The following is a 23,989-nucleotide window of genomic DNA, read 5'->3' on the forward strand; positions in this document are numbered from 1 at the left end:
GAAAAATACGTATCTTGGTCTCTAGAAAAATGATCCTATTACATAACCAATAGTCCTTGCACAATATGAATAGCAACTACATTCACTCCATCATCATTGCTGTCAGTATTATCATCTCAGTCCTAATTGCCTCAAATGCGGTCATTCACCGCAATGACGGCCTCAAGACCATATCTGTAAAAGGACAATCCTCACGTTCATTCAAAAGTGACCTGGCCGTCTATACCCTCACCATTACCAGTCAGACTCAGAATGTGGTCGAAGATGTCCTAGCAATGCAGGATCGTGTCAAAAAAGCCACCAATTTTCTGAAAAAGTATGGAGTTACAAATAGTGAGGTAGAATATGGGCCGGTCTCATACACAGAGCTCACAGACGGCTATTACGACAAAAATGCCGAAAGATACATCGAAGTCCACAAAGGATATGAAGTAAAACAAGGGATCACCATCACCAGCAAAGATGTGGACAAGATAGACCAAGTATCCAAGTCGGTAGGCGAACTCCTAGGAATTGGGATCCAACTCGAAAACAGTGCACCGGACTACTACTATACCGGACTCACAGAGCTCAAACATGAGATGCTCGCTGATGCAGCGGCAGATGCACACCGTAGAGCCGAACAAATCTCTAATGAGAGCATGAGCAAACTAAGTGGTCTAAAGAGTGCCAGCATGGGCGTATTTCAAATACTCGGAAAATACTCCAATGACGAATACTCATGGGGAGGAACATTCAACACCAGTAGTATCGAAAAGACAGCAACCATTACAGTCACTTCCACTTTCATCCTCAAGTAAAGTAAATGACAGACCCAACCGTAGCCAACCAAATAGAAAAACTGCGAGCACTACTGGTCCGGTACGAGTATGAATACTATGTACTGAATCAGCCAACGATAAGCAATCGTGAATTTGACAACCTGATGCATCGGCTCGAGGCTTTAGAGAGACTTTACCCCGAACTGATCACGCCGGATTCACCGACGCAAAGAGTAGGATCGGAGTTTGTAAAGGATGGCCTCAGCAGAGTTGGCACCACAGTTCCACACCGCATCCCTATGCTCTCACTTAGCAATACCTACAGCTGGAGTGAAGTGGAGGACTTTTACCGAAAGATCACCGAAGCAATAGGTAAGGATACCGACCTCGTGGCAGAACTCAAGTACGATGGTGCCTCCATCTCCGTCATCTACGAACATGGACAACTGACGCGCGCCGTGACACGTGGTGATGGCCGTAGCGGAGAAGACATTACACTCGCCATACGATCCATACGTTCGGTTCCTCTCAGCCTTCGAGGAAGCAAAATCCCAAACTACGTAGAAGTACGTGGTGAGGTACTCCTCCCCTGGGTAGACTTTCAGCGAATCAACAAGGAGCGAGATGAGGAGGGACTGGAGCCCTTTGCCAACCCCAGAAACGCAGTGTCCGGCACAATCAAAACCAAAGAAGACATACCACATCTGATCAAATACCGCAACCCGACCTGCTACTTTTACTATCTACTGAGCGAGGACACAGAGTGGCTACCCAATCTTCACCACGAGCGACTAGAGCTGATGGAGCACCTTGGATTCAAGGTGAGCAATCACACCAAGCTGTGCCGGGATCTAAGTGACCTACAACGATATATCGACCACTGGGATCTACATAGGCATGAGCTAGAGGTAGCCACGGACGGAATTGTGGTAAAGGTAGATGACTATAGACTTCATGATGAAATAGGCTGGACAGCCAAATCTCCCAAGTGGGCAATGGCCTACAAATTTTCGGCAGAAGAGGCGGTTTCGCGATTGCTAAGCGTGAGCTTCCAGACGGCTCGTACCGGTGTGGTGACCCCGGTGGCAAATGTAGAGCCGGTACAGCTCTCGGGCACTACGGTACAACGCGCCAGCTTGCACAACGCCGACATCATCAGTGAGCTAGATCTACATATCGGTGACATCGTCACCCTAGAAAAAGGCGGAGAGATCATCCCAAAGATCACCGGTGTACGCAAAGATCAAAGAGACGACTCTCTGGGTGCACCGGTTGTCATGCCCAAGGTCTGTCCGACATGTGGTACCTCTCTCGTACGTCCGGAAGGAATGGCCGCAACCATCTGCCCCAATAAGTGGCACTGTCCTGCGCAAGTAGAGGGTCGGATAGAGCACTTTTGCTCAAGAGATGCAATGGACATCAACATAGGGCCCAAAACAATACACCTACTCACAACTCTATTGCAGATAGAGGACCCAGCAGCACTATATGATCTATCCGGTACAGATTTGGAGATTCTCCCGGGGTTTAAAAAACAACGTGTCTCCAACCTACTTGCCAGTATACGAGAGAGCAAGCAAAAGCCCTTTGAAAAGGTACTCTACGCACTGGGGATACGCCTAGTGGGCGTGCAAGTAGCCGAAAAATTGGCACAGCATTTTGGATCACTGGACAAATTGCTCAACGCCGATACACAAGAGCTAACCTCCATAGAGAGCATTGGCCCTATGATAGCGGATAGCATCATGGGGTATGCCTCCGAAGTGCGTAACCGGGATCTTGTCGCAAAGCTAAAACAAGCCGGGCTGAAGTTTCAGGTTGAAAAGACTGAGGAAAACCAGAGCCGAAGCAACGAACTCGAAGGTGAGACCATCGTGATCAGCGGAGTGTTTCACCATATTGGACGAGACGAACTCAAAGAACTACTGAAGCGTCACGGTGCACGCGTGGCAAGTGGCGTGACCGGAAAGACAACCCTGATGATCATAGGAGATAATGTGGGGCCTGCAAAGCGACAGAAAGCAGAAGAACTAGGGGTCAAACTGATGCCCGAAATGGATTTTTTTGAAACCTACCCCGACCTGAAGTAACACAGCACACAGAAAAATGGACCAAACAACCTACAAACCCTTTGTACACCTTCATGTTCACTCCTACTTCTCCATCTTGGATGGGCAAGCACCGGTAAAAAAACTTGTTGACCTTGCACGAGCAGATGGACAGAGGGGTTTAGCCTTGACGGATCACGGTGCCATGTTTGGGATCAAAGAGTTTGTGGACTATGCCACCAAGCTCAACAAACCGATACTAAAAGAGATCCAGGAACTTGAGGCCAAAATGGCAGAAGATCCGTCACCGGAGATAGCAGAGCAACTCAAAGCAACACGACTCAAGATATTTACGCCAATAATAGGTTGCGAATGCTACTGTGCGAAGAATGGACGTCTGTCCAAAAGTAACGAGAGCGATCGCAGCGGATACCACCTAATCGTACTGGCAAAAAACCTCAAGGGCTACAAAAACCTCATCAAGATGATCTCCCGATCCTACTCTGAGGGATTTTACTATCGCCCACGGATCGACAAAGAACTACTGGAGGAGTATCACGAGGGGCTGATTGTATCGAGTGCATGCCTAGGTGGCGAAGTACCTCAGCTGATCATGAACGGAAAGATCAATGAAGCCAAAGAGACCATACTTTGGTTCAAAGATCTTTTTGGCGACGACTACTATATAGAGCTACAGAGGCACCAGACCGATAAGCCGAGAGGAAATCAAGAAACCTACGAAAGGCAAAAGGAAGTCAACAATGTACTCATTCGACTGGCCGACGAAACCGGGGTCAAAATCATTGCGACAAACGACATCCATTTTGCAACAGAGGCAGATGGTGAAGCACACGAACGGCTAATCTGCCTCAGCACCGGCAAAACATTCGATGACCCCAATCGCCTAACATACACCAAGCAGGAGTGGCTAAAAAGCTACGATCAGATGGCAGAGATTTTCTCCGACCATCCCGAGGCGATCACCAACACAGTGGAGATTCTCAACAAAGTGGAGCTCTACTCAATAGATAATCCGCCACTGATGCCCAACTTCCCCATACCAGAGGAATTTGACAACGCAGATGACTATCTACGCCACCTTAGCTACGAGGGAGCAAAAAAGAGGTATGGTCAGGAGTTGTCACAGGAGGTCCAAGAGCGACTGGACTTTGAGCTCAACACGATCAAGAGCATGGGTTTTCCGGGGTATTTCCTGATCGTCCAAGACTTCATCGCTGCCGCACGCAAGCTAGGGGTTGCCGTTGGACCTGGTCGTGGATCGGCAGCAGGGTCACTAGTCGCCTATTCCCTAAAGATTACTGACCTGGATCCCCTCAAGTATGGTCTCCTCTTTGAGCGATTTCTCAACCCCGACCGTATATCACTTCCGGATATTGATGTGGACTTTGACGATGATGGTCGCCAAGAAATCCTCGAATGGGTTACTGAGCGCTATGGAGCAGATCACGTGGCACATATCGTCACCTACGGGACGATGGCCTCCAAGAGTTCGCTAAAGGATGTCGGACGTGTCCTCTCGCTTCCACTGGCGGAGACCAATGCGCTTGCCAAGCTTATTCCGGATCGAATCGAAGGTGTCAAGAAAATCAACATCAAAGTCGCCATAGACAATGTCACTGAGCTAAAGGAGGCCTATTACGGCAACGACAAGCTAAAGCACGAGGTACTCGACTACGCCATGCAGCTAGAGGGTACAGTACGCAATACCGGGGTGCATGCCTGTGGCATCATCATCGGCAAAGTACCCATATCGGACATTGTACCGACCTGGATCACCAAAGACAGCGACACCGGCCAGGACATACTGGTCACTCAGTATGAGGGTAGCGTCATTGAGTCCACAGGGCTTATCAAGATGGACTTTCTTGGGCTAAAGACGCTCTCGATTATTCGAGAAACGTTGCACAACATCAAGCTCCGCCACAATATAGACTTGGACATCAATTCCATACCAATCGATGACAAACTGACCTATGAGCTCTTCAGCAAAGGGCACACCTCGGCAGTCTTCCAGTTTGAGTCCCCTGGCATGCAAAAGTCACTCATGCAGTTGCGTCCCTCCACATTCGAGGATCTGATCGCCATGGTTGCCCTCTACCGACCGGGGCCCATGGACAACATTCCCTCCTTCATCGCACGCAAGCATGGAGAAGAGCAGATACAGTACGACCTCCCGGATATGGAGGAGTTCCTCCAAGAGACCTACGGCATCACCGTTTATCAAGAGCAGGTCATGCTTCTATCTCGCAAGATTGCGGGATTTACTCGCGGAGAGTCCGACAACCTACGAAAAGCCATGGGTAAAAAGAAACTCGAGGAGATGGCGCGCCTCAAGGATAAATATCTAGAGGGTGGTCAAGCCAATGGGCACCCCCTACCGGTCCTCGAAAAGATATGGAGTGAGTGGGAAAAGTTTGCCTCCTATGCGTTCAACAAGAGCCACGCCGCATGCTATGCATGGGTAGCCTACCAGACCGCATACCTCAAAGCCCACTACCCCAGCGAATTCATGGCCGGCGTGATGAGCCGAAACGTAAACAACATCACCGAGATCAGCAAATACATCAAGGAGTGCCACAAGATCAACACCCAGGTTCTCTGCCCGGATGTCAACGAGTCGGAATACGCCTTTTCTGTCAACAAAAAGGGAGACATTCGCTTCGGGCTTGGTGCCATCAAGGGCTTCAGCAAAGCCGCCGCCAATGCGATTATTGAGGAGCGAGAAAAAAACGGACGATACACCGACATCTACGACTTTTTTGAGAGGATTCCGGCCACAGCCGCCACCCGAAAGGTCTGTGAGTTCTTAGTCCTGACCGGTGCCTTTGATGCTTTTGACAACTTTAGTCGCGAAGACCTGCTGACACCCGGAGGAGGAACCAAAGATGAAGCCTTCCTAGACCAACTCATCAAGTACAACCAACGCCAGCAATCCGAGAAAGCATCAGCACAAATCTCACTATTTGGAGATACTGCATTCCAAGAAATGTCCAAGCCAAAGCTAGAAGTACGCATGCCCTCCTGGTCCGACATCGACCGGCTGAGCAAGGAAAAAGACCTCCTTGGTCTCTACCTCACAGCCTCCCCTCTGGACAAGTACGCACTGGCTCTACAGTACAAGTGCAACATCCGCTGCCCACAACTGGCGCACCTGGAAGAATATGCCAACAAAGAGATTACCTTCGGAGGAATAGTCACCTCCTATCGTGAGGGGACCACACGCACCGGCAATCCCTACGGGATCATCAAGATCCAAGATTACGAGGGCGAGGGCGAGTTAGCTCTCTTCAGCAAGCAATTTGTCCAATACAGCAATTATGGCAAAGAGGGCCTCTACATCTATGTGACCGCCCACGTCACCCCCAACCGTGATGGCACACGTATGTATCTAGACATCAAGTCTATCCAGCTACTCGACGAAGTCTACCAATCCCTCATCACCAAGTTGCGCATCATCATCCCCGAGTATGCCCTCACCGAAGAATTCTACAACGAGATAGGCCCCGCACTCTGCGAAACAGAGGAGGGAAACGTCGAAGTCGAGATCATACTCCTTGATCCCGTCAAGAGAGTCGAGCTACATCTAACACCACAAAAAGCAAAAAAAGAGATTACCATGGATCTCATAGAACGCCTCAACCAGTACGAAGACATTCAGTTTGAATTGAACTAAAAAGGCACAACAACTGTTTTTGAATAAGACGAGTAGAAAGGAATCATCCAAAACCAATATTTTCAACATCAATAAAAAACAACAACAAACTATGGCATTTGAATTTACAGACGAAAACCTGAAAAAAGAAATCGAAAGCGGACGCCCCTTGGTGGTTGACTTTTGGGCAGAATGGTGTGGACCATGCAGAATGGTCACCCCTATTATCGAAGAGCTGGCGACAGAGTACGAAGGCAAAGTACTGATCGGCAAACTCAACGTGGACCAAAACCCCGATTCCTCCTCCGAACACTCAGTACGCAACATTCCAACCATCCTTTTTATCAAAAATGGCGAAGTGGTAGAGCGTAAGGTCGGAGCACAGAGCAAAGCATCCCTCAAAGAAGCAGTAGACAAGCTGCTCTAAAAAAGCGAGTCGAACAATCCATAGGCGTAGGCGAGTATTCTCGCCTACGCCTTTTTTGTACCTCAACGACAAAAGCCCATCGGCTCCTCCTAAGTAATAAGCGATCCGGTCCTCCTCAGCATAAGTTCCAAAAGTTCGGCCGAAAAAACACTTCGGCCGAGAACAGCAGTCCCAAGCCGTGAGACTGTAGTTTCCACGGAGAGAAACTGTAGTTTCCACGGGGAGAAACTGCAGTCTCATGCAGAAAAGACTTCAGTCCTATGCGGAGGAGACATTAGTCTCATGCGTAGGAGACTGTGGCAATGGGGATTTTAGCATAACGTTTGTATCTTTGTCCTATAGCAATTCCCAAAAAGAGACAGAAATCATGAGCAGTAGGTTTGGTATTCTATTGATGACTCTATTTTTGACCCATAGTGCCGTGCAAGCACAGGCCCAGCAACCGCTCACCTTGGACGACGTCATCCCCGGAGGACGCACTTGGTGGGATCATCAACCCGAGATGCCCAGGGTCCTGGGGGTTGTCGCAGATGGGGTACTGGTCCATGAGGGCAACCGCATTGTGGCAAACAATGGCACAACCTCCACAGAGATACTGTCCGCACGGGAGTGGCAAGCCATCAGTGGCACCACACTGGAGACCTTGCCGGTACCCGTTCCCACTTCTGATGGACGCTACCTGCAAATCCGAGAGGGCAACCATGTATACCTCCTCAACTACCGCTCCCATGAGTTGGTCGCAGACTTTGATGTTCCACGAGACCTATACCAAGAAGTCTACCCCAGTCCCAATGCAGATTACCTCATCCTTACGGACCACCACAACCTCTATATATTGAGACCCGGTAGCACCAAGCCCACAGCACTGGCCACGGATGCCTCTTCGGACCTCGTGTATGGACAAGCTGCTCACCGCTTTGAGTTTGGGATCAAGTCAGGTGTCTTTTTATCTCCCTCAGGACGATTTGTAGCCTTTTACCGTATCGATCAGAGCCGTGTGGCCACCTACCCTATCGTACGACTAGAGGATCCGATCGCCAAGTACGACCCGATCAAATACCCCATGGTCGGGCAAGCATCACAGCAGGTCACTATCGGTATATACGACACGGCAACCGACAAAACCATCTACCTAAAAACCGGAGCTCCGGAGGATCGTTACTTGACCAACCTCGCTTGGAGCCCGGACGAAAAAAGCCTATACCTCGATGAGGTCAGCCGAGACCAGGAGAGTTGCCAGCTACGTAGGTACGACACAGAGACCGGCGACCCACAGGGGGATGCAATACTGGTCGAAACTGACAAACGATACATTGAGCCACAGCACAAAATAGAGTTTGTACCCACTCGGCCCAACCTTTTTGTACGACTGAGTCGCATTGATGGCTACAACCACCTGTACCTCTACGACACGGCAGGCAAGCTGGTTCGCCAACTGACAAAAGGAGCTTGGGAGGTGATGGACTTCGAGGGAATAGATCCGCGCGGAAAGTATGCCTACTTCATAGCCAACAAAGAGCACCCTACCTGCTCCGACCTATACCGCGTCGCCCTAAAGAGTGGCCGTATCGAACGACTGACCCAAGGCGCCGGCACACACCTCGTACAGCTCGCACAAGACTGCTCCCTTGCATACGATGCCTTTTCGTCCAAAGAGACACCCGGCATAGCGACGATCCTCAACCTAGATCGCCAAGTAAAATTCCACACCCTGAAGACTTGCCCCGTCCCGGAAGATCTTAGCACGAGACCGGTGGTGGAGCTGGGCTCGATAAAAGCGGCAGATGGGGTGACCGATCTGTACTACAAGCTCACACGCCCCCGCACACTGGAGGCGGGAAAGCGGTACCCGGTGATTCTCTACGTCTACGGAGGACCACACGCACAGCTGGTAACCAATAAGTGGTCGTCGCTCCGCTACAACTGGGACAACTACATGGCGGAGCAAGGCTATATCGTATTCACTGTAGACGGGCGTGGCTCAGCCAATCGAGGGCACGCATTCGAGAGCATCATACACCGACAGCTGGGAGTATGCGAGATGGCCGACCAGATGAAAGGAGTGGAATACCTCTCCGGTCTCCCATACACCGACATGGATCGCCTGGGAGTGTTTGGCTGGAGCTTTGGGGGCTTCATGACAACCAATCTGATGCTGACGCATGGCGACAAGTTTAGGGTCGGAGTCGCAGGAGGCCCCGTCATGGACTGGCGCTACTACGAAGTAATGTATGGCGAGCGGTACATGGACACACCACAAGAAAACCCCCAAGGCTACGCCCAAAGTGATCTGACCACTCGGACACAAGACCTCAAGGGTCGGCTCCTGCTGATTCACGGATCGGTCGACCCCGTCGTGGTGTGGCAAAACTCCCAAAAGTTTGTCCACAATGCTATCCGCTCAAGAGTCCTCGTAGACTACATGATTTACCCAACGCACGAACACAATGTACTTGGTCCGGATCGAGTACACCTCTATATGACCATCACCAGATATTTCAAAGATTTCCTATGAATACACTCGTAATCGGAAGTGGCGGACGCGAGCAAGCTTTGGCATGGAAGATTGCCCAAAGCTCCACCGTGGACACAGTCTACATAGCTCCGGGCAATGCCGGCAGACTTTCCAAGTGCCAAAACATCCCCCTAGACCTCGGTCATCCGCAAGAGATAGCGGACTTTGTATCCAAGCACCAAGTCCGACTCATCGTTGTCGGACCGGAGCAACCCTTGGTGGATGGGCTGGTCGACAAGCTGTCGAAGCTCTGCCCCAATGTCCATATCGTAGGACCCACAGCCGAAGGCGCCAAGCTGGAGAGTAGCAAGCAACATGCCAAGGAGTTCATGAAACGCAATGGCGTACGCACAGCCGCCTACCGAGCATTCAAGCGAGGAGAGGCATTGGCGGCTCAGGAGTTTTTGAGAGGTCTAAAGAGTGGCCCCTATGTACTCAAGGCCGACGGACTGGCGGCCGGGAAAGGCGTACTGATCCTTGACGACCTGAATGAAGCGTGCCGTGAGGTTGAGGAGATGCTTGACGGAAAGTTTGGGGCGGCAGGCTCCACAGTTGTCATCGAGGAGTACTTGAAAGGGATCGAGTGCTCCGTCTTTGTACTCACCGATGGGACTAACTACAAGATCCTGCCTGTTGCAAAAGACTACAAGCGCATAGGAGAAAAAGACACCGGTCCCAATACCGGAGGCATGGGGGCGGTATCACCGGTCCCCTTTGCGGACACAACTTTCATGAAAAGAGTGGAAGAGGAGATCGTAAAACCGACCATCCAAGGGTTGAGCCCCGACTGCTACCAAGGATTTGTCTTCATCGGCCTAATGAATGTGGAAGGAACCCCCTACGTGATCGAGTACAACTGTCGCATGGGAGATCCGGAGACCGAGGCGGTGATGCTACGGATAGACGATGACCTTGTCCCCTACCTCACCTCCCTCAAGGAGCAAAAGCTGGGGACCCTCCCGGACATCAAGGAAAGGGCCAACGTGGCTCTCACAGTAATCATGGCCAGCGATGGGTATCCCGGTGCGTATCAGACGGGGACCATCCTCACCGACATACCGGCCCCGACAGAGGAGATCGTCGTCTTCCATGCGGGGACAAAAGTAAATGCCGACAAGCAGACTGTCAGTGCCGGAGGACGTGTGCTGGCCGTCTCAGTCCTGGCCGACAGCATCCCGGATGCCCATGAAAAAGCCTACCATGTACTGAAGGGGATCGGCTTTGGCAACGCCTACTACCGTCACGACATCGGGAACGACCTGCTCTGAACCTATGCCGCACTCCATACTGCAGCAGCTATTCCCTCGGATTCCGGAGACACTGCAAACACTGCTGACCAGGCCTATAGCAGTGGTTGTGGTGGGGCTGGGGCTTATGAGCCTGCTCTATCGCCACTGTCTGCTGTGCTATGGCTCACGAAAAGCACCTCTACTGCCGTTGCTCCTATTCGGGCTTATCATCCTCTCATTGCCGGAAGTAACGATGGCAAAGATGAGTGCCATACCGATGATAAGCGCAGCCTTGGTGGTCCTTTTCGTTGAACTGCTAGTGATCTCGTACGCCAGGCAAAACTCGCCGTTCATCTCGTTCAACTCCGGTGTCACTATTGCGACACTTAGCTTGTTTCACCCGGGGTATTTGGCACTCCTGCTCATCCAGCTCCAAAAGGCGGAGCGACTGAAAGTCAATACGCCCCGACACCTATCTGCCCTGACACTCGGCCTGGTGACGACACTCCTTGTGGTCCTCATGCTGAGTGCCCCGACCGAGTGGACTGCCTTGAGGAGTACGATGCTGGGGTATATCTCTTCACTCAGAGTGACACCCACACTTCCGGTGCTTCCCATCACCTCCATGCTAGGGATTGGTATCATCGTGCCGGCACTGTCCGCTCAAGGCTATTTTACGCAACGACGTTCTACGTCACGCTACCGCTGGATGCTACTGTTGCACCTCCTCATGATGTGGGTGCTGCTTATCTTGTACGCCCTCTACAGCACGCAGAGTTGTTATCTCATCAGTGCTCTGTTTTTTGGGAGCAGTGCCTGCCACTACCTTATCACCGACTCCGGCAGCTCTCCGGCACTCAAGTGGGCTTTACTTGCGGGGGTCTTACTCTGCATGATTGGTGCGTTCTCCACTATCTCACAACCCTGATTTATGCTCGACTTCCTCATCAGCTACGGCTACATTGGTGTATTTTTGGCGGCATTCTTGGCGGCAACCGTCCTACCCTTCAGTAGCGAAGTGGTATTGGCCGGAGTGATGGCCACCGGTGCGAACTATGTCACCCTCATCATAGCCGCAACCATCGGAAATGTCCTAGGCGGTATGACCTGCTATTGGCTGGGCACCCTAGGCAAGCGTGACTGGATCACCAAGTACCTGCGGATGCCCGAAAAGCAAGTCGACAAGTGGACCAACTACCTTCAGGGAAAAGGTGCCTGGATGGCCTTCTTTGTCTTCATACCGGGCGTGGGAGACTTTTTTGCCGTCGCACTGGGGCTCCTGCGCGCAAATGTATGGGCAGTCTTGGGCTTCATGACCGCCGGCAAGCTCCTCCGCTACCTAGTTTTGGGAGAGGGAATCCGCTTCACGGGCAAGCACTGGAGTAGCATTGTGGACTTTGCACACGACGAGCCAATTCTCATTAGCCTTATAGTGGTTGCGATACTACTTGGTGCCCTGGCTTTCATCCTTGTCCGCTGGTCCAAAAAACGCCACTCAACCGACAACGAAGCCTCCCCCAAATAAACGGTGCAATCACGGCCAATGGCTCAATCTATCAACCTCAGCGGCAAAGAAATACTCCGGCTCTCCGGCCCGGTAATGATCTCCTTTGTGGCCCACAACCTGATCGGGGTCGTGGACACCGCCTTCCTAGGACGCTTGGGCGAAGTACAACTTGGAGGTGCCTCTATGGCAAGCCTTGTCTACTTCTGCATCTACACGATAGGCTTTGGTCTAGCCAGTGGTACCCAGATCATCATCGGACACCGATACGGTGCCGGCAAATGGGGGAGCATAGGGCATGTGCTTGGGCAAAGCCTGTTCCTACTCTGCGGAGTGGGCATAGCGATGACCATACTGGGCTTTCCGCTGGGTCGCTGGCTATTCACCACACTACTGAGTAGCGACGCCGTCTCAGCCTCAGCGATCCAATACTGGGAATACCGCGCATTTGGGTTCACATTCGCGTTTGCCAGTTCCTCCTTTCGCTCCTTTTTTGTAGGCACCTCCGACACCAAGGTACTCACCTACAGTTCAGTCGTCATGTCCATCGTCAATATCACCCTGGACTATGCCCTGATCTTCGGCAATCTCGGACTCCCCGCAATGGGCGTAAAGGGAGCGGCCGTTGCCAGTGTGCTAGCAGAAGTGTCGGGCATACTTTTCTACATCATCTACATGAGGCGAAAAGTGGACCTCCGACTCTATGGTATCGACAGGGCAAACCTCCTTGATTGGGACAGTGACTTGCTCAAAAAACTGGTGCACCTCTCCATCTACCTCGTCCTACAAGCCATGCTGAGCCAATCCGTCTGGACGGTCTTCTTTTTCATGATCGAAAGCCTTGGTGAGCGAGAGCTGGCGGTCGCCTCCATCGTCCGTAGCTTTTACGTCCTACTCTTCATTCCCATCAACTCCTACAGCACCGTAGTACGCAGTACTGTGAGTCACATCTTCGGTACCGGCGACCCCTCCAAGATCCACGGCTACCTCCACACCGCCCTAAAAATATCTGGCACCACCATGCTCCTCCTGCTCCTGGTCGTCAATAGCTTTGCATCGTTTTTTCTCAGCATATTCACCAACCAACCGGAGCTCATCCAGGCCTGCATTCCCTCACTGCGAGTCGTGAGCATAGCCCTAATGATATGTAGCCTTGGCGCCATGTACTTTAGTGCAGTCGGCTCCACCGGTGCGACCCAGCGCGTCTTTCTCATCGAGCTAATCAGCATAGTCCTCTACCTAGGGCTTGCCACGGTACTTGTATATGTCCTACACGCACCTGTCCACCTTTGCTTCGCTGTGGAGATCTGCTACTATGCGCTCATTGCACTTCTCAGCATCCGCTTTGTCCAAAAGGAGAAGTGGAGCAAACTCTAGTAAAAAAGTATCCACTACTGCTAGAAAAATCCCCTCTCGAAAGAAACGTAGCTCCCTACGACAAAACTCTAGGTTCCATCGGGTGAGACTGTAGTTTCTACGGGGAGAAACTGTAGTTTCATACGGAAGAGACTGTAGTCTCATGCGAAGGAGACTACTTGCATTGGGGGAATGTTGGTATTCTGAGGGGCTTTTTCCCAAAAAGCGCAGAGACTAAGGACGCCGATAGTAGGCAACCGGTGGAGAGATGCACTCTTGCCCCGTATGGATATCATAGGCACCGACAGATAGGGAGACCAGGTCTTCGTCCTCAAACCTTTCCCAGGGGATTACGACTTGACATTCGGTCGTCACAGCAATCAGATTGTCGCCGGTGTCGGTGTCAGGATCGGCACCATGGTTCCGACAATAGACCGAGTAGAGCAGACGAGGCTCCTCATTGCTTGGAGAAGTCCAAGTCACAGAGAGTCCTTTGTCCGTTTTTTCCAAAGCTAAGATGTCAGGAGCAGGCGGTGGTGGTGAGCAGGTACTATCGGCTCGGCACCATATCGGGCGCGGGAGTACGGGGGCGACAAAGAGAGAGTCGCGGAGGCCTCGATGCAGCGGAAGAGATAGGTTGGCCACCTGATCCGCCCTAAAAAAGCTGACCCCGGCCAGCGTACTGTCACGCTGGACTAGGGCGACCTGCTCCAAGACCTCCTCCACAGGCCAACGCCCATCACCGGGAAGCATGCGATATGCCCCCAGTCCTATGACGATGGGTAGATCCACGCGAGACTTCCAGTCCTCAATGATCGGGAGGAAGCTCCGCCCACGAATATAGTGCATCGGTACAATAAAGTCCACCAGACTATCCTTGGTCCAAGCCACGGGATTTTGGCACACATCATCAAGAGCTGTCCAGGCCCCCCTCTGATCATGACCGGCTATGTGACGCTGATAGGTCCCCAGGGTGGCACAACTAAAGAGCACAGCAGGACACTGTCGCTTGACCTCATCATGGACAGCACGGACGATAGCGGTAATGTTTTGGGTCCTCCAATCCCGAAGGGAGAGAGACGTACCGGCCTTGAGGTAGGCTTGGCGGTCCGGGAAAGATCGGGTGTTTTCGGGATAGCGGATGTAATCTAGGTGTATTCCATCAAGCGCATACTTTTGTAGTAGCTCCGATACAATCCGCCGGAGATGATCGGCCGTGGCCGGATTAGCCGGATCCATATAGGCCTCACGCTTGTACTCAACGACCTTGCGTGGCCACACCTTGACATAAGCCGTGGAGGCCAGCGAGCGGCGGTACCAACGACCACCGAGAGGGAGAGCAACTAGCCACGCATGCACGGCCATTCCCCGCTTGTGACACTCATTGATTGCAAAGGCAAGGGGATCGTATCCAAACTTTCCTTGTCTTGCAAACAATGGGTTACCCGGCTCCACCGACGAGGGATAGATCAGATCCCCACGCCCTCGCACCTGCAAAAACACGGTGTTGATCCCGGCTACTTGTAGGCGGTCCAATAGTTGAGTCAACTCTCGCTTTTGATACCCCTCATCGGAGGAGGTCGGCCAATCCAAACCGTAGACAGTGGTCAGCCAGACAGCCCTCATCTCGTACTTGGGGCGGTGAGGCCCGGCGTGTGCATCCGGACAGAAAGTGTTGGTGACTACGAGGAAAAGCAATAAAAAAGCTGTGAGCCACAGCCCACATTTCCTCATAGAGCGACGTGGTCTATCAAGCGCACTTCGCCACAGTAGACGGTAATAGCTCCGACAGGTTCCCGGCTCTCCCCCCACTCCCGGAGCTCCTCCAGCGTGGTGCCATCGACAATACTAAAGTACTCAACCCGGAGCAGTGGCTCTTTTTCGATCATACGTACCACCGCCTCTCGCACTTCGGAGACAGATGCGCCTGACTCTTTTAGCTCCTTTCCTGCCAAAAGCGCCTTATATATAAGTGGGGCAACCGCACGCTCGGCAGGCGTAAGCCTATTGTTACGCGAGCTCATGGCAAGCCCATCCGGTTCCCGGACGACTGGGCAAGGGACTATCTTGACATCTATGTCCGGTGATAGCTCCACCATTCGGGCAATGACTGCGATCTGCTGAAAGTCCTTAAGACCAAAATAGGCATACGTGGGACGCACCAACCTGAAAAGCTTGCTGACAATCCACACAACACCCTGAAAGTGACCCGGTCGATACTGCCCCTCCATCACTTCGGCCACATGACCGAGATCATACTGAGGAGGGCACTCGTTCGGCTCATAAACCGCCTCGGGGGTTGGCATGAACACCACATCCACACCGGCCGACTCCAATAGACGCAGATCATCCTCATCATTGTGCGGATAGGTCTGTAGGTCCGTGGGGTTGTTGAACTGAGTTGGGTTCAAAAAGACGCTGACAAAGGTGCAGTCGCATTCACTTAGCGAACGCCTGATCAGGCTGAGGTGACCCTCGTGCAACCCACCCATCGTGGGGACAAAGCCTATCGTTTCATTGGTATAGTGAGCTCGAACCTGCTTGAGCTCCTCTTGGGTACGTACTACTTTCATATTTTTCAATTGATCCTTATTATTGTATGGTCCACTCTGAGTTGGGCCATTAGTTTTGGTCTTTTCTTCGTTTCAACTCTCTGTAAATAGGCAATCCCACCAAGACTGCACTCATGATGATCGTATAGACCAAAAAACCATCGATGCGTCTATTCGTGAGCAAGACAATGTACACTAGGAATCCCCATAGCGCCAACAGACAAGCCATCTGTAGCGTCCCCATGCGTCTGGGACGGCGAGGATATTTGTTTGTACTCATCCTATAATATAGGTGTAGATCGCCAGTAGCAGAAGTACTAGCAGTATCAGGACAATGATGGTCCGGATAGATCCGGCAGTCTTGGGGAGTGGGGTGCTGTCCATCGCCTCAGATGGATCGGGGAGGGCTAGATAGCCTTCGGCACGCAATAGACGCACAGCCGACTGTGCATCAGCCTCACTGACCATGAGCGATACCCCCTGAGTAATCCCTTGCACACCGCCAAAAACTTGGTTGAGGGTCTCACCCGAGACAACGGCTCGTATTCCCTCGCTTTCCAGCCGAGCCTTGGCCAGATGTACGTCCACAGCATTTAGGCTGTTGTAGACGACTACGTCACAGGCTTCTCTCATAGGCTTTCCACAACCTTTTTGGCGACCTCCATACCTTGCGCAATGCGCTTGGCCATACCGATACCATCCCTCATTCCACCGGCAATCACAAGTGTCGGATAAGCACGGCCAATACGCTCAAGGGCTTGGAAGCGCTTTTCGTAGCTCTGGTCGTATTGGGGGATGGCATGAGTGTATTGCACCATATCCAGTAGGGATGGCTCGATACCGCTTGGTATCTGCATCATTGTATAGAGTTCGTCGAGCCCCATCCGGATAATCTCATCCCGAGACTTTCCATCAAAGAGGTGGCGGTCACGCATTCCCCCCATGAATAGGGTAAAAAGTGCACTGTCGCTGTGAGGCACCCTACCCCTAAAACAGGAGCTCGGAAAAAGAATCCCAAGGACGTTGCGGTGCTCCCGGCTAGGCACCAACCCACCAAAAGCGTTTCGTGTAACCCCTGGCAAATGATCAAATCCGACAACGACTTCGATCATTGGGGCATATGGGAAATCACTCAGCACACCGGCTTCGTCCGCTATTGCGGGAGGCAAGATCGGGACCAATTGGTCACCACGGACAGTTGTCACGACAAACTGTGTGGTAAGCGTGTGTCTCCGGTCCGACTCATCAAGATAGCTAACCTGCCAGGTTTTGTTCGGACCTTCTTGGAGCAAAATATCACGAGTACTCAGGACAAATAGCCCTTTTTGCTTAGCACGGAGGTAGATCCCCTGCACCAAGTTGTCCAGCCCACCCTCGGCCGAAAAGACTTTTTTGGTGGCCAGCCTGTCGCGAGCTGTTTTCTTTTCCGAAAAAGCTTTGCGGATTGACCCTCCTATGAAGCTACCATAGTTCTGCTCCAACGCATACAGCTTGGGCAACGCAAAACGGGTGATAAAGTGATACGGATCACCTGCATAAACACCTCCAATAAAGGGGTCAACAGCATAGTCGACCATAGATTTTCCCAAACGCCGTTGGGCAAGATGCCCGACGGTTTCATTGGGGTCGGTCCCTCTTTTTCTAAAGGGTTCGAACGGCAATGAGAGCTTGTCTCTCCACGAAAAAAGTGGAGTAGACAGTCCGCTTACCGGCCCGTTGGGTAAGGCATGAAAGCGACTTCCTTTCCAGATCCATCGACTTTCGGAGGCCGGATCAGCCACCTCCAACTTGGCAGTAGGTGCGGCGTAGTCAAAAAGCTCAACCACCTCCGGAGCGGACACACTCCCGGTATTGGGACCGACCTCGTAGGTATATCCGGATTGGTGTCTCGTCTGAATCTGACCACCCAAGCGATGAGACTTTTCCAGTAGGATAAAAGGTACGTTGCACTTATCAAACTGTGCGGCCGCGGCAAGCCCTGTCAGCCCACCGCCGATAATGACCACCGGGGTATCTATGCCGTTTTTATTCTCTTCCATCTGATTCATCCATTAGCCGGACTTACTTGCGAATAAGGCATACACAAAACACCGACCAATTTTAGTAAAAGAAAGGCTCTGAATAGTTAGATCCAACCGAATTCAGAGCCTTCGTTTGATTTCGACCCTTCTCTACTTTTCAGGCCAATTCACTTACGGTTGTCTTCGTGACTTTTAGTCGAATCCACATGTACATGCGTGTCACCATCCTCACTGTTTATATTCAGCCTAAGCTGGTCACGACTACTGCTTCTCTGGAATACCTCCAGTCCAAAATAGGGGATGACAGCAAGCAGGTGCTCAAATATCTCACTGACAATCTGCTCATACACTGCCCATTCTGTGGTGTTGGTGAAGAAGTAAAGCTGCAACGGCAACCCCTGATCACCCATAGCCTGATGGCGCACCATGCAGGTAAAGCCCTCTTTTTTGACCGTGTCCAGACTCAACAAATAGGCTTGAATGTACCTCCTAAAAAGCCGGATATTCGTCACATTGCTAAAGTGATCCAGCTCCTCTACAAGGTTGACCTTGTCCAATGCCGGCTGTAGAGCCGGAGTGTTGTGTAGCTTGGTGACAAAGTCCTCGTCCACAAAGCTGATCGTCTTCACATCGACAAAAAGGTTGCGTTGCATACGCCTACCGCCGGACTGTTGCATGCCACTCCAGTTTTGAAAAGGACTGGAGATAAGGGTATATGGGGGGATTGTATATATCGTCTTGTCAAAGCTCCGAACCTTGATCGTCGTGAGAGATATATCCTCCACATCTCCATCTACCTCAGTACCCGGGACGGTGATCCAATCACCCACCTTTACCATATTATTACCGGATAGCTGGATGCTGGCCACGAACCCAAGCAACGTGTCCTTGAAGACCAACATCAGCACGGCAGAAAGAGCCGCCAAGCTACCAAAAATGGTACGCATGTCGATGCTGAAAATCAGAGAGACAATGTAGAGAGAGACAATAAAGTATACGATCACCTTTATTGCCTGAAACATGTTCACAAAAGGATTGTCCCTATACTGCTCATGCGCAAGCATCCAATTGCGTCCGGCATCCAAGACCGAGGCGACTATCCGTACGATCAAGAGAGAGATATAGACGGCAGCCAAGGTTCCGAGGATGGTCTTGACGATATGAGCATTGGGAAATGGTACGCTAAGCAGCTGAGAAAAAAGATATACCGATACGATCCTAATCAGACGAGGGACAATGTTCGTACTGACAATGTTTACACCCTCAAATCCTTTTATTTTGGACAAAACCCTGGGAATCGAGCGCAAAAAAAGGATCCGCAACAAGAGCTCAATGATTGCCACAGTGACAACCACAAGTCCAAGTACGGACAGAATGTATAGTACCGACCCCTCCTCAAGTTGTATCGGGAAGCTATCGATGAGTCCCGAGACAAGCCATCTTAGTTCGTCCATTTTGTTTCTTTTTTTTTAGTGATTAGTTATTGAGGTACTTGATATCGTAGGTGGTTCTGGTGTGGTCGCTGACCTCAGGCTCGCTGACCACTGTTGTCTCCTGTATGATCTGTACCGGGCGATCATACTTATCACACAAGTACGAAAAAGATGAGTGCTCGATACGATCCTCAGCCTCTATTTCCATCGTTGCAAGGTAGTTGCGTGACCTAGTGCCCATCACATAGGTCATGAGCATATCCGGTGCAAAAGGCATAGAAAGTGCGTTGAGGTCAGGGAATAGATGGTTCTCCACATTCTTATAGTAGGACATTCTAATATTGTTTCCACCGGTAGTCCGAATACCCACGAGGTTGCCATCCTGCCACTCATAGGATATCACCCGATCATCGGTGACCGACTTTTTGAGTTCCGCACCGACGACAGTAGAGTCGTACCTCTGCTCTTTTCCTCCCGTACAACGCACGGATACAAGGTCGACCATCCCATACTCATCGAGATTATAGTTGGTCACTATAGGGGTGTCTCCTATCTCGCCCGTTCCCTGGAAGGTGAGGATCTTATCCTCGTACACCTCCACCTCTATCAAGCTCTCGCCTATTACCGCACCGGATCCGTCCACCGTAACATACCTGGCCCAGGAGCAATTTTCCTCATCATCCCAGCCAAAGGTCATCAAGCCGGATGTCACACCATCCTTGGTCACGATGATGGAGTCTACCAATGGACTAAAGGCATTGGCAGAGCGTGTGCGATTCAACCTCCTCCGGACGAGTTCGAATACCAAGATACCTGCACCGGCTCCGAGGCCAAGCATTAGGAGGCTTTTCAGCGTGCTGTTATTCTGACTGTTGGTGTTTTGTCCATTCATGATTTTTCCTATCGCTATGTGCTGTTGAAACTCCCACCCATCACAAAGGTAGTCATTTTTCAGCAGACTACCTGTCCTAGAGTTCACCTCAAGATTTTGCAAGTAAGGAGCGGTACAAAAGGTACGAACGAACCCGTTACTTTCCGAACGGTCGCAATGTCCAAAGCAAGGGTTATAAAGTCCACGCTATGTACTTCCAAACTATTTTTCCCGGATGAAAAACTCGAAATCACTATGTGATTTATTCAAATCACTAAGTGGTTTATTCAGATCACTGTGTGATTTCTAGAAATCACACAGTGATTTTATCTTTTCCTTGGACATAAGTACCTTTTTCTCCGACCTCGCCGGCTTTTTGTCCCGGCAAAAATTGTCTGTCGGGAAGCCCGGAGACCGTCACGAAGTACCCGGCACAAGCCATAATAACCTGCGGAACGGCACCCACTCAAGGAGGGGGCTAAAAAAACGGCCTACCCCGAAACTCGCTAAAGTTTCGGAGTAGGCTTATTGTTTTTTGGAGCAGGGGAAAGTTTCCCCACCTCCATACGGTTCTGCGCAGGTACTTAGTTCTTACGCATATCCTCTACCGCAGCCTGTGCAGCCGCCAGTCGGGCGATAGGCACACGATACGGAGAGCAAGAGACATAGTTTAGGCCCACCTTGTGGCAAAACTTCACAGAAGCCGGCTCGCCACCATGCTCGCCGCAGATACCGCAAATCAGATCCGGGCGGACGGACCTACCACGCTCGGTGGCCAGCTGAATAAGCTGTCCCACACCATGCTGGTCGAGGACCTGGAATGGGTCGACCTTCAGTATCTTCTTCTCGAGATAGACGGGTAAGAACGACGCTATATCGTCTCTTGAGTAGCCAAAGGTCATCTGTGTCAGGTCATTGGTTCCGAATGAGAAGAACTCCGCAGAGGAGGCTATCCGGTCAGCTGTCAGTGCGGCACGCGGCACTTCGATCATCGTCCCGACCTTGTACTCAATAGTGTCGCCATATTGCTCAAAAAGCTTCTCTGCTGTGCTTCGGATCACACGCTCCTGCTCTTTGAACTCATACAGGATACCTGTCAGTGGGACCATGATCTCGGGGATTGGGTTGAGCCCTTCGCGCTTTAGGTCCAGTGCGGCTCCGATGATGGCCTTGGTCTGCATCTCCGTAATCTCAGGATAGCTGTTGCCCAGACGGCAACCGCGGTGACCCAGCATAGGGTTGAGCTCGCTTAGGCTGGCGACACGCTCCTGGATCTTCCGTACCGAAATACCCATCTCCTTTGCCATCTCCTCCTGACCATGAAGGTCGTGAGGGACAAACTCATGCAGAGGCGGATCGAGTAGACGGATGATGACCGGCTTGTCATTCATCACACGCAGTATCTCACGGAAGTCGTTTTGCTGGTAGGGGAGGATACGTGCCAGAGCCTCTTTGCGTCCCTCGGCATCCTCGGCCAGGATCATGCGACGCATAGCCTTGATCTTGTCGCCCTCAAAGAACATATGCTCCGTGCGGCACAAACCTATACCATTGGCACCGAAGTTCAGTGCGACCTTGGCATCACGAGGTGTATCAGCGTTGGTGAAGACCATCAATTTGGTGTACTTCTCGCAGAGATCCATGAGCTCCTGGAAGTCGGGATCCAGCTCTGCCGCCTTGGTCGTTATTTCACCTTCGTATACCACTCCGGTGGTTCCGTTGAGGGAGATGTGGTCTCCTTCTTTGTAGGTGCGTCCATCCACAGTCAGTGTGCGAGCCTTGTAGTCAATGACCAGTGCACCTGCGCCGGACACACAGCACTTACCCATACCGCGAGCAACCACAGCGGCATGGCTGGTCATACCGCCACGCGCGGTCAGGATACCATCTGCCACTTGCATACCGACCAGATCCTCGGGTGAAGTCTCGTTGCGAACCAATATGACACGATGGGCACCATCCTCACGCAAACGCTTGGCATCCTCTGCAAAGAACGTGATAATACCCGTCGCCGCTCCGGGTGATGCCGGCAGGCCCTGAGTGATCACCTTGGCTTTTCGCTCGGATTTTTCATCAAAAATCGGGTGGAGCAACTCATCAAGCTTATTGGGGTCGATCCGAAGTAGAGCTGTCTGCTCATCAATCAGCCCTTCATGCAAGAGGTCCGTGGCAATCTTGACCATCGCTTTGCCGGTACGCTTGCCGTTGCGGGTCTGCAAGAACCAGAGTTTACCCTCTTGTACGGTAAACTCCATATCCTGCATGTCCCGATAGTGTTGCTCGAGTTTGTGCTGAATATCAAAGAGCTGCTTGTATATCTCGGGCATAGCCTCCTCCATGGAGCTCATCTTCTCGGCACGCTCCGTCTCTGATATACCGGCCAACTTGGCCCAACGGCGTGAGCCCTCCAGAGTAATCTCTCGTGGGGTACGCACACCGGCTACAACGTCCTCTCCCTGTGCATTGATGAGATATTCGCCATTGAAGCGATTCTCTCCGGTAGCCGCATTTCGTGAGAAGCAGACTCCGGTGGCAGAGGTGTCGCCCATATTGCCGTACACCATAGCTTGGACGTTGACGGCTGTACCCCACTCCTCAGGGATTCCCTCCATCTTTCGGTAGACGATGGCACGCTCATTCATCCATGAGCCAAACACTGCTCCAATAGCGCCCCACAGCTGGTCATAAACATTAGTCGGAAACTCTTTCCCGGTACGTTCCAGGACCGCTTTCTTGAAGCGTGCCACCAACTCCTGCAGATCCTCAGTTGTCAGCTCAGTATCCTCCTCTATTCCCCGTGCTTTCTTTACCTTCTCTATGATTTCCTCAAAGGGATCAATGTCATCTTTATTTTCAGGCTTTAGTCCAAGGACCACGTCACCGTACATCTGTACGAAACGACGGTACGAGTCCCAGGCAAAACGTGGATTGTTGGTCTTTTTTGCCAGCCCTTCTACTACCTCATCGTTTAGTCCGAGGTTGAGAATGGTATCCATCATACCGGGCATCGATGCCGGAGCACCGGAGCGGACGGAGACAAGGAGAGGATTGGACACGTCGCCAAAGGTAGACCTCATCAGTCGCTCCACTTTCGACATATTCTCCTTTATCTCAGGCAGGATAGCCTCCTTTGTGGCTCCCTCACCTTTATCATAAAACTCATGACACACATCCGTGGTAATGGTGAAGCCGGGAGGAACCGGTACACCGACCAGATTCATCTCCGCCAAGTTGGCACCCTTTCCGCCAAGCAACATGCGCATGTCGGCACTACCTTCGGCAGTACCATCTCCAAAAAAATAAATGCGTTTCTTTGATTCGCTCATAATACTATTACTAATTAACCATTCTTTTCCAAGAATACCATAGAAATATGGGTTCTAGGCATTCAAAGATAACTAAATATCCCAATATAGTCGTTTGCTTCTAGCCCTAAACGATTTCGCTTCTGCACAATAGGGAACAGCTATGCAGCCCCCAAAAAACATCTACAACTAAGCGACAACCGAGAGTCGAAAAGGCGTACTTTTCCTACAAGCGAACAAGTGGCCATCCGAACGCTTGCGTTATTGACAAATATTTCCTATCTTTGCGTAGCA

Annotated in this window: 16 protein-coding genes and 1 pseudogene; 9 read left to right on the plus strand and 8 right to left on the minus strand. The window is 51.4% G+C overall.

Annotation, left to right across the window (positions count from 1 at the left end):
* Positions 1 to 65 precede the first annotated feature (65 nt).
* From AC1EK1_RS02035 to AC1EK1_RS02075, 9 genes and pseudogenes are all read left to right on the plus strand, one after another.
* The gene (locus tag AC1EK1_RS02035; protein WP_480305392.1) at positions 66 to 800 is read left to right on the plus strand and encodes an SIMPL domain-containing protein; all 735 of its coding nucleotides are present in this window, start codon (positions 66 to 68) and stop codon (positions 798 to 800) included.
* Positions 801 to 805: 5 nt separating this feature from the next.
* Entirely contained in the window at positions 806 to 2,851 is a 2,046-nt protein-coding gene (ligA, locus tag AC1EK1_RS02040; RefSeq protein WP_480305394.1) for an NAD-dependent DNA ligase LigA, read from the plus strand.
* 16 nt (positions 2,852 to 2,867) lie between these two features.
* Entirely contained in the window at positions 2,868 to 6,503 is a 3,636-nt protein-coding gene (dnaE, locus tag AC1EK1_RS02045) for a DNA polymerase III subunit alpha (RefSeq protein ID WP_480305396.1), read from the plus strand.
* A 91-nt stretch (positions 6,504 to 6,594) separates the two neighbouring features.
* Positions 6,595 to 6,909, plus strand: coding sequence for a thioredoxin (gene trxA / locus AC1EK1_RS02050; RefSeq protein WP_480305397.1), 315 nt, complete (start codon positions 6,595 to 6,597; stop codon positions 6,907 to 6,909).
* Positions 6,910 to 7,276: 367 nt separating this feature from the next.
* Positions 7,277 to 9,424 (plus strand): S9 family peptidase, encoded by a 2,148-nt coding sequence (locus tag AC1EK1_RS02055; RefSeq protein ID WP_480305398.1) that lies wholly within the window; start codon positions 7,277 to 7,279, stop codon positions 9,422 to 9,424.
* A complete protein-coding gene (purD, locus tag AC1EK1_RS02060) occupies positions 9,421 to 10,692 on the plus strand; it encodes a phosphoribosylamine--glycine ligase (RefSeq protein WP_480305399.1) in 1,272 nt (423 codons plus the stop codon). The genes AC1EK1_RS02055 and purD overlap by 4 nt, the downstream gene beginning before the upstream one ends.
* Before the next feature lie 4 nt (positions 10,693 to 10,696).
* Positions 10,697 to 11,581, plus strand: coding sequence for a hypothetical protein (locus AC1EK1_RS02065; protein WP_480305400.1), 885 nt, complete (start codon positions 10,697 to 10,699; stop codon positions 11,579 to 11,581).
* Between the two features lie 3 nt (positions 11,582 to 11,584).
* A pseudogene (locus AC1EK1_RS02070) lies at positions 11,585 to 11,998 on the plus strand (YqaA family protein); the annotation flags it as partial.
* 198 nt (positions 11,999 to 12,196) lie between these two features.
* Positions 12,197 to 13,534: an MATE family efflux transporter gene (locus tag AC1EK1_RS02075; RefSeq protein ID WP_480305401.1), complete on the plus strand. Its 1,338-nt coding sequence runs from the start codon at positions 12,197 to 12,199 to the stop codon at positions 13,532 to 13,534.
* Between the two features lie 213 nt (positions 13,535 to 13,747).
* Here AC1EK1_RS02075 and AC1EK1_RS02080 read toward each other — a convergent pair whose 3' ends face one another.
* From AC1EK1_RS02080 to ppdK, 8 genes are all read right to left on the minus strand, one after another.
* The gene (locus AC1EK1_RS02080) at positions 13,748 to 15,247 is read right to left on the minus strand and encodes a glycoside hydrolase family 10-like protein (RefSeq protein WP_480305403.1); all 1,500 of its coding nucleotides are present in this window, start codon (positions 15,245 to 15,247) and stop codon (positions 13,748 to 13,750) included.
* Complete coding sequence (gene panC, locus AC1EK1_RS02085) at positions 15,244 to 16,086, minus strand: pantoate--beta-alanine ligase (protein WP_480305404.1); 843 nt, start codon at positions 16,084 to 16,086, stop codon at positions 15,244 to 15,246. Before panC ends, AC1EK1_RS02080 begins: the two co-directional genes overlap by 4 nt.
* Positions 16,087 to 16,135: 49 nt before the next feature.
* The gene (locus AC1EK1_RS02090; RefSeq protein ID WP_480305405.1) at positions 16,136 to 16,345 is read right to left on the minus strand and encodes a hypothetical protein; all 210 of its coding nucleotides are present in this window, start codon (positions 16,343 to 16,345) and stop codon (positions 16,136 to 16,138) included.
* On the minus strand, positions 16,342 to 16,698 hold the full coding sequence (locus tag AC1EK1_RS02095; RefSeq protein ID WP_480305406.1) for a putative signal transducing protein: 357 nt from the start codon (positions 16,696 to 16,698) through the stop codon (positions 16,342 to 16,344). The genes AC1EK1_RS02090 and AC1EK1_RS02095 overlap by 4 nt, the downstream gene beginning before the upstream one ends.
* Entirely contained in the window at positions 16,695 to 18,104 is a 1,410-nt protein-coding gene (gene hemG, locus AC1EK1_RS02100; RefSeq protein WP_480305407.1) for a protoporphyrinogen oxidase, read from the minus strand. Before hemG ends, AC1EK1_RS02095 begins: the two co-directional genes overlap by 4 nt.
* A gap of 149 nt (positions 18,105 to 18,253) precedes the next feature.
* Positions 18,254 to 19,540 carry a mechanosensitive ion channel family protein gene (locus tag AC1EK1_RS02105; RefSeq protein WP_480305409.1) on the minus strand — a complete coding sequence of 429 codons (1,287 nt, stop codon included), beginning with the start codon at positions 19,538 to 19,540 and terminating at the stop codon, positions 18,254 to 18,256.
* Between the two features lie 22 nt (positions 19,541 to 19,562).
* Entirely contained in the window at positions 19,563 to 20,411 is an 849-nt protein-coding gene (locus tag AC1EK1_RS02110; protein WP_480305411.1) for a hypothetical protein, read from the minus strand.
* A 563-nt stretch (positions 20,412 to 20,974) separates the two neighbouring features.
* Positions 20,975 to 23,716 (minus strand): pyruvate, phosphate dikinase, encoded by a 2,742-nt coding sequence (gene ppdK, locus AC1EK1_RS02115; protein ID WP_480305413.1) that lies wholly within the window; start codon positions 23,714 to 23,716, stop codon positions 20,975 to 20,977.
* Positions 23,717 to 23,989 lie beyond the last annotated feature (273 nt).

The organism is Porphyromonas sp. C0026D3 (genome assembly GCF_056590775.1).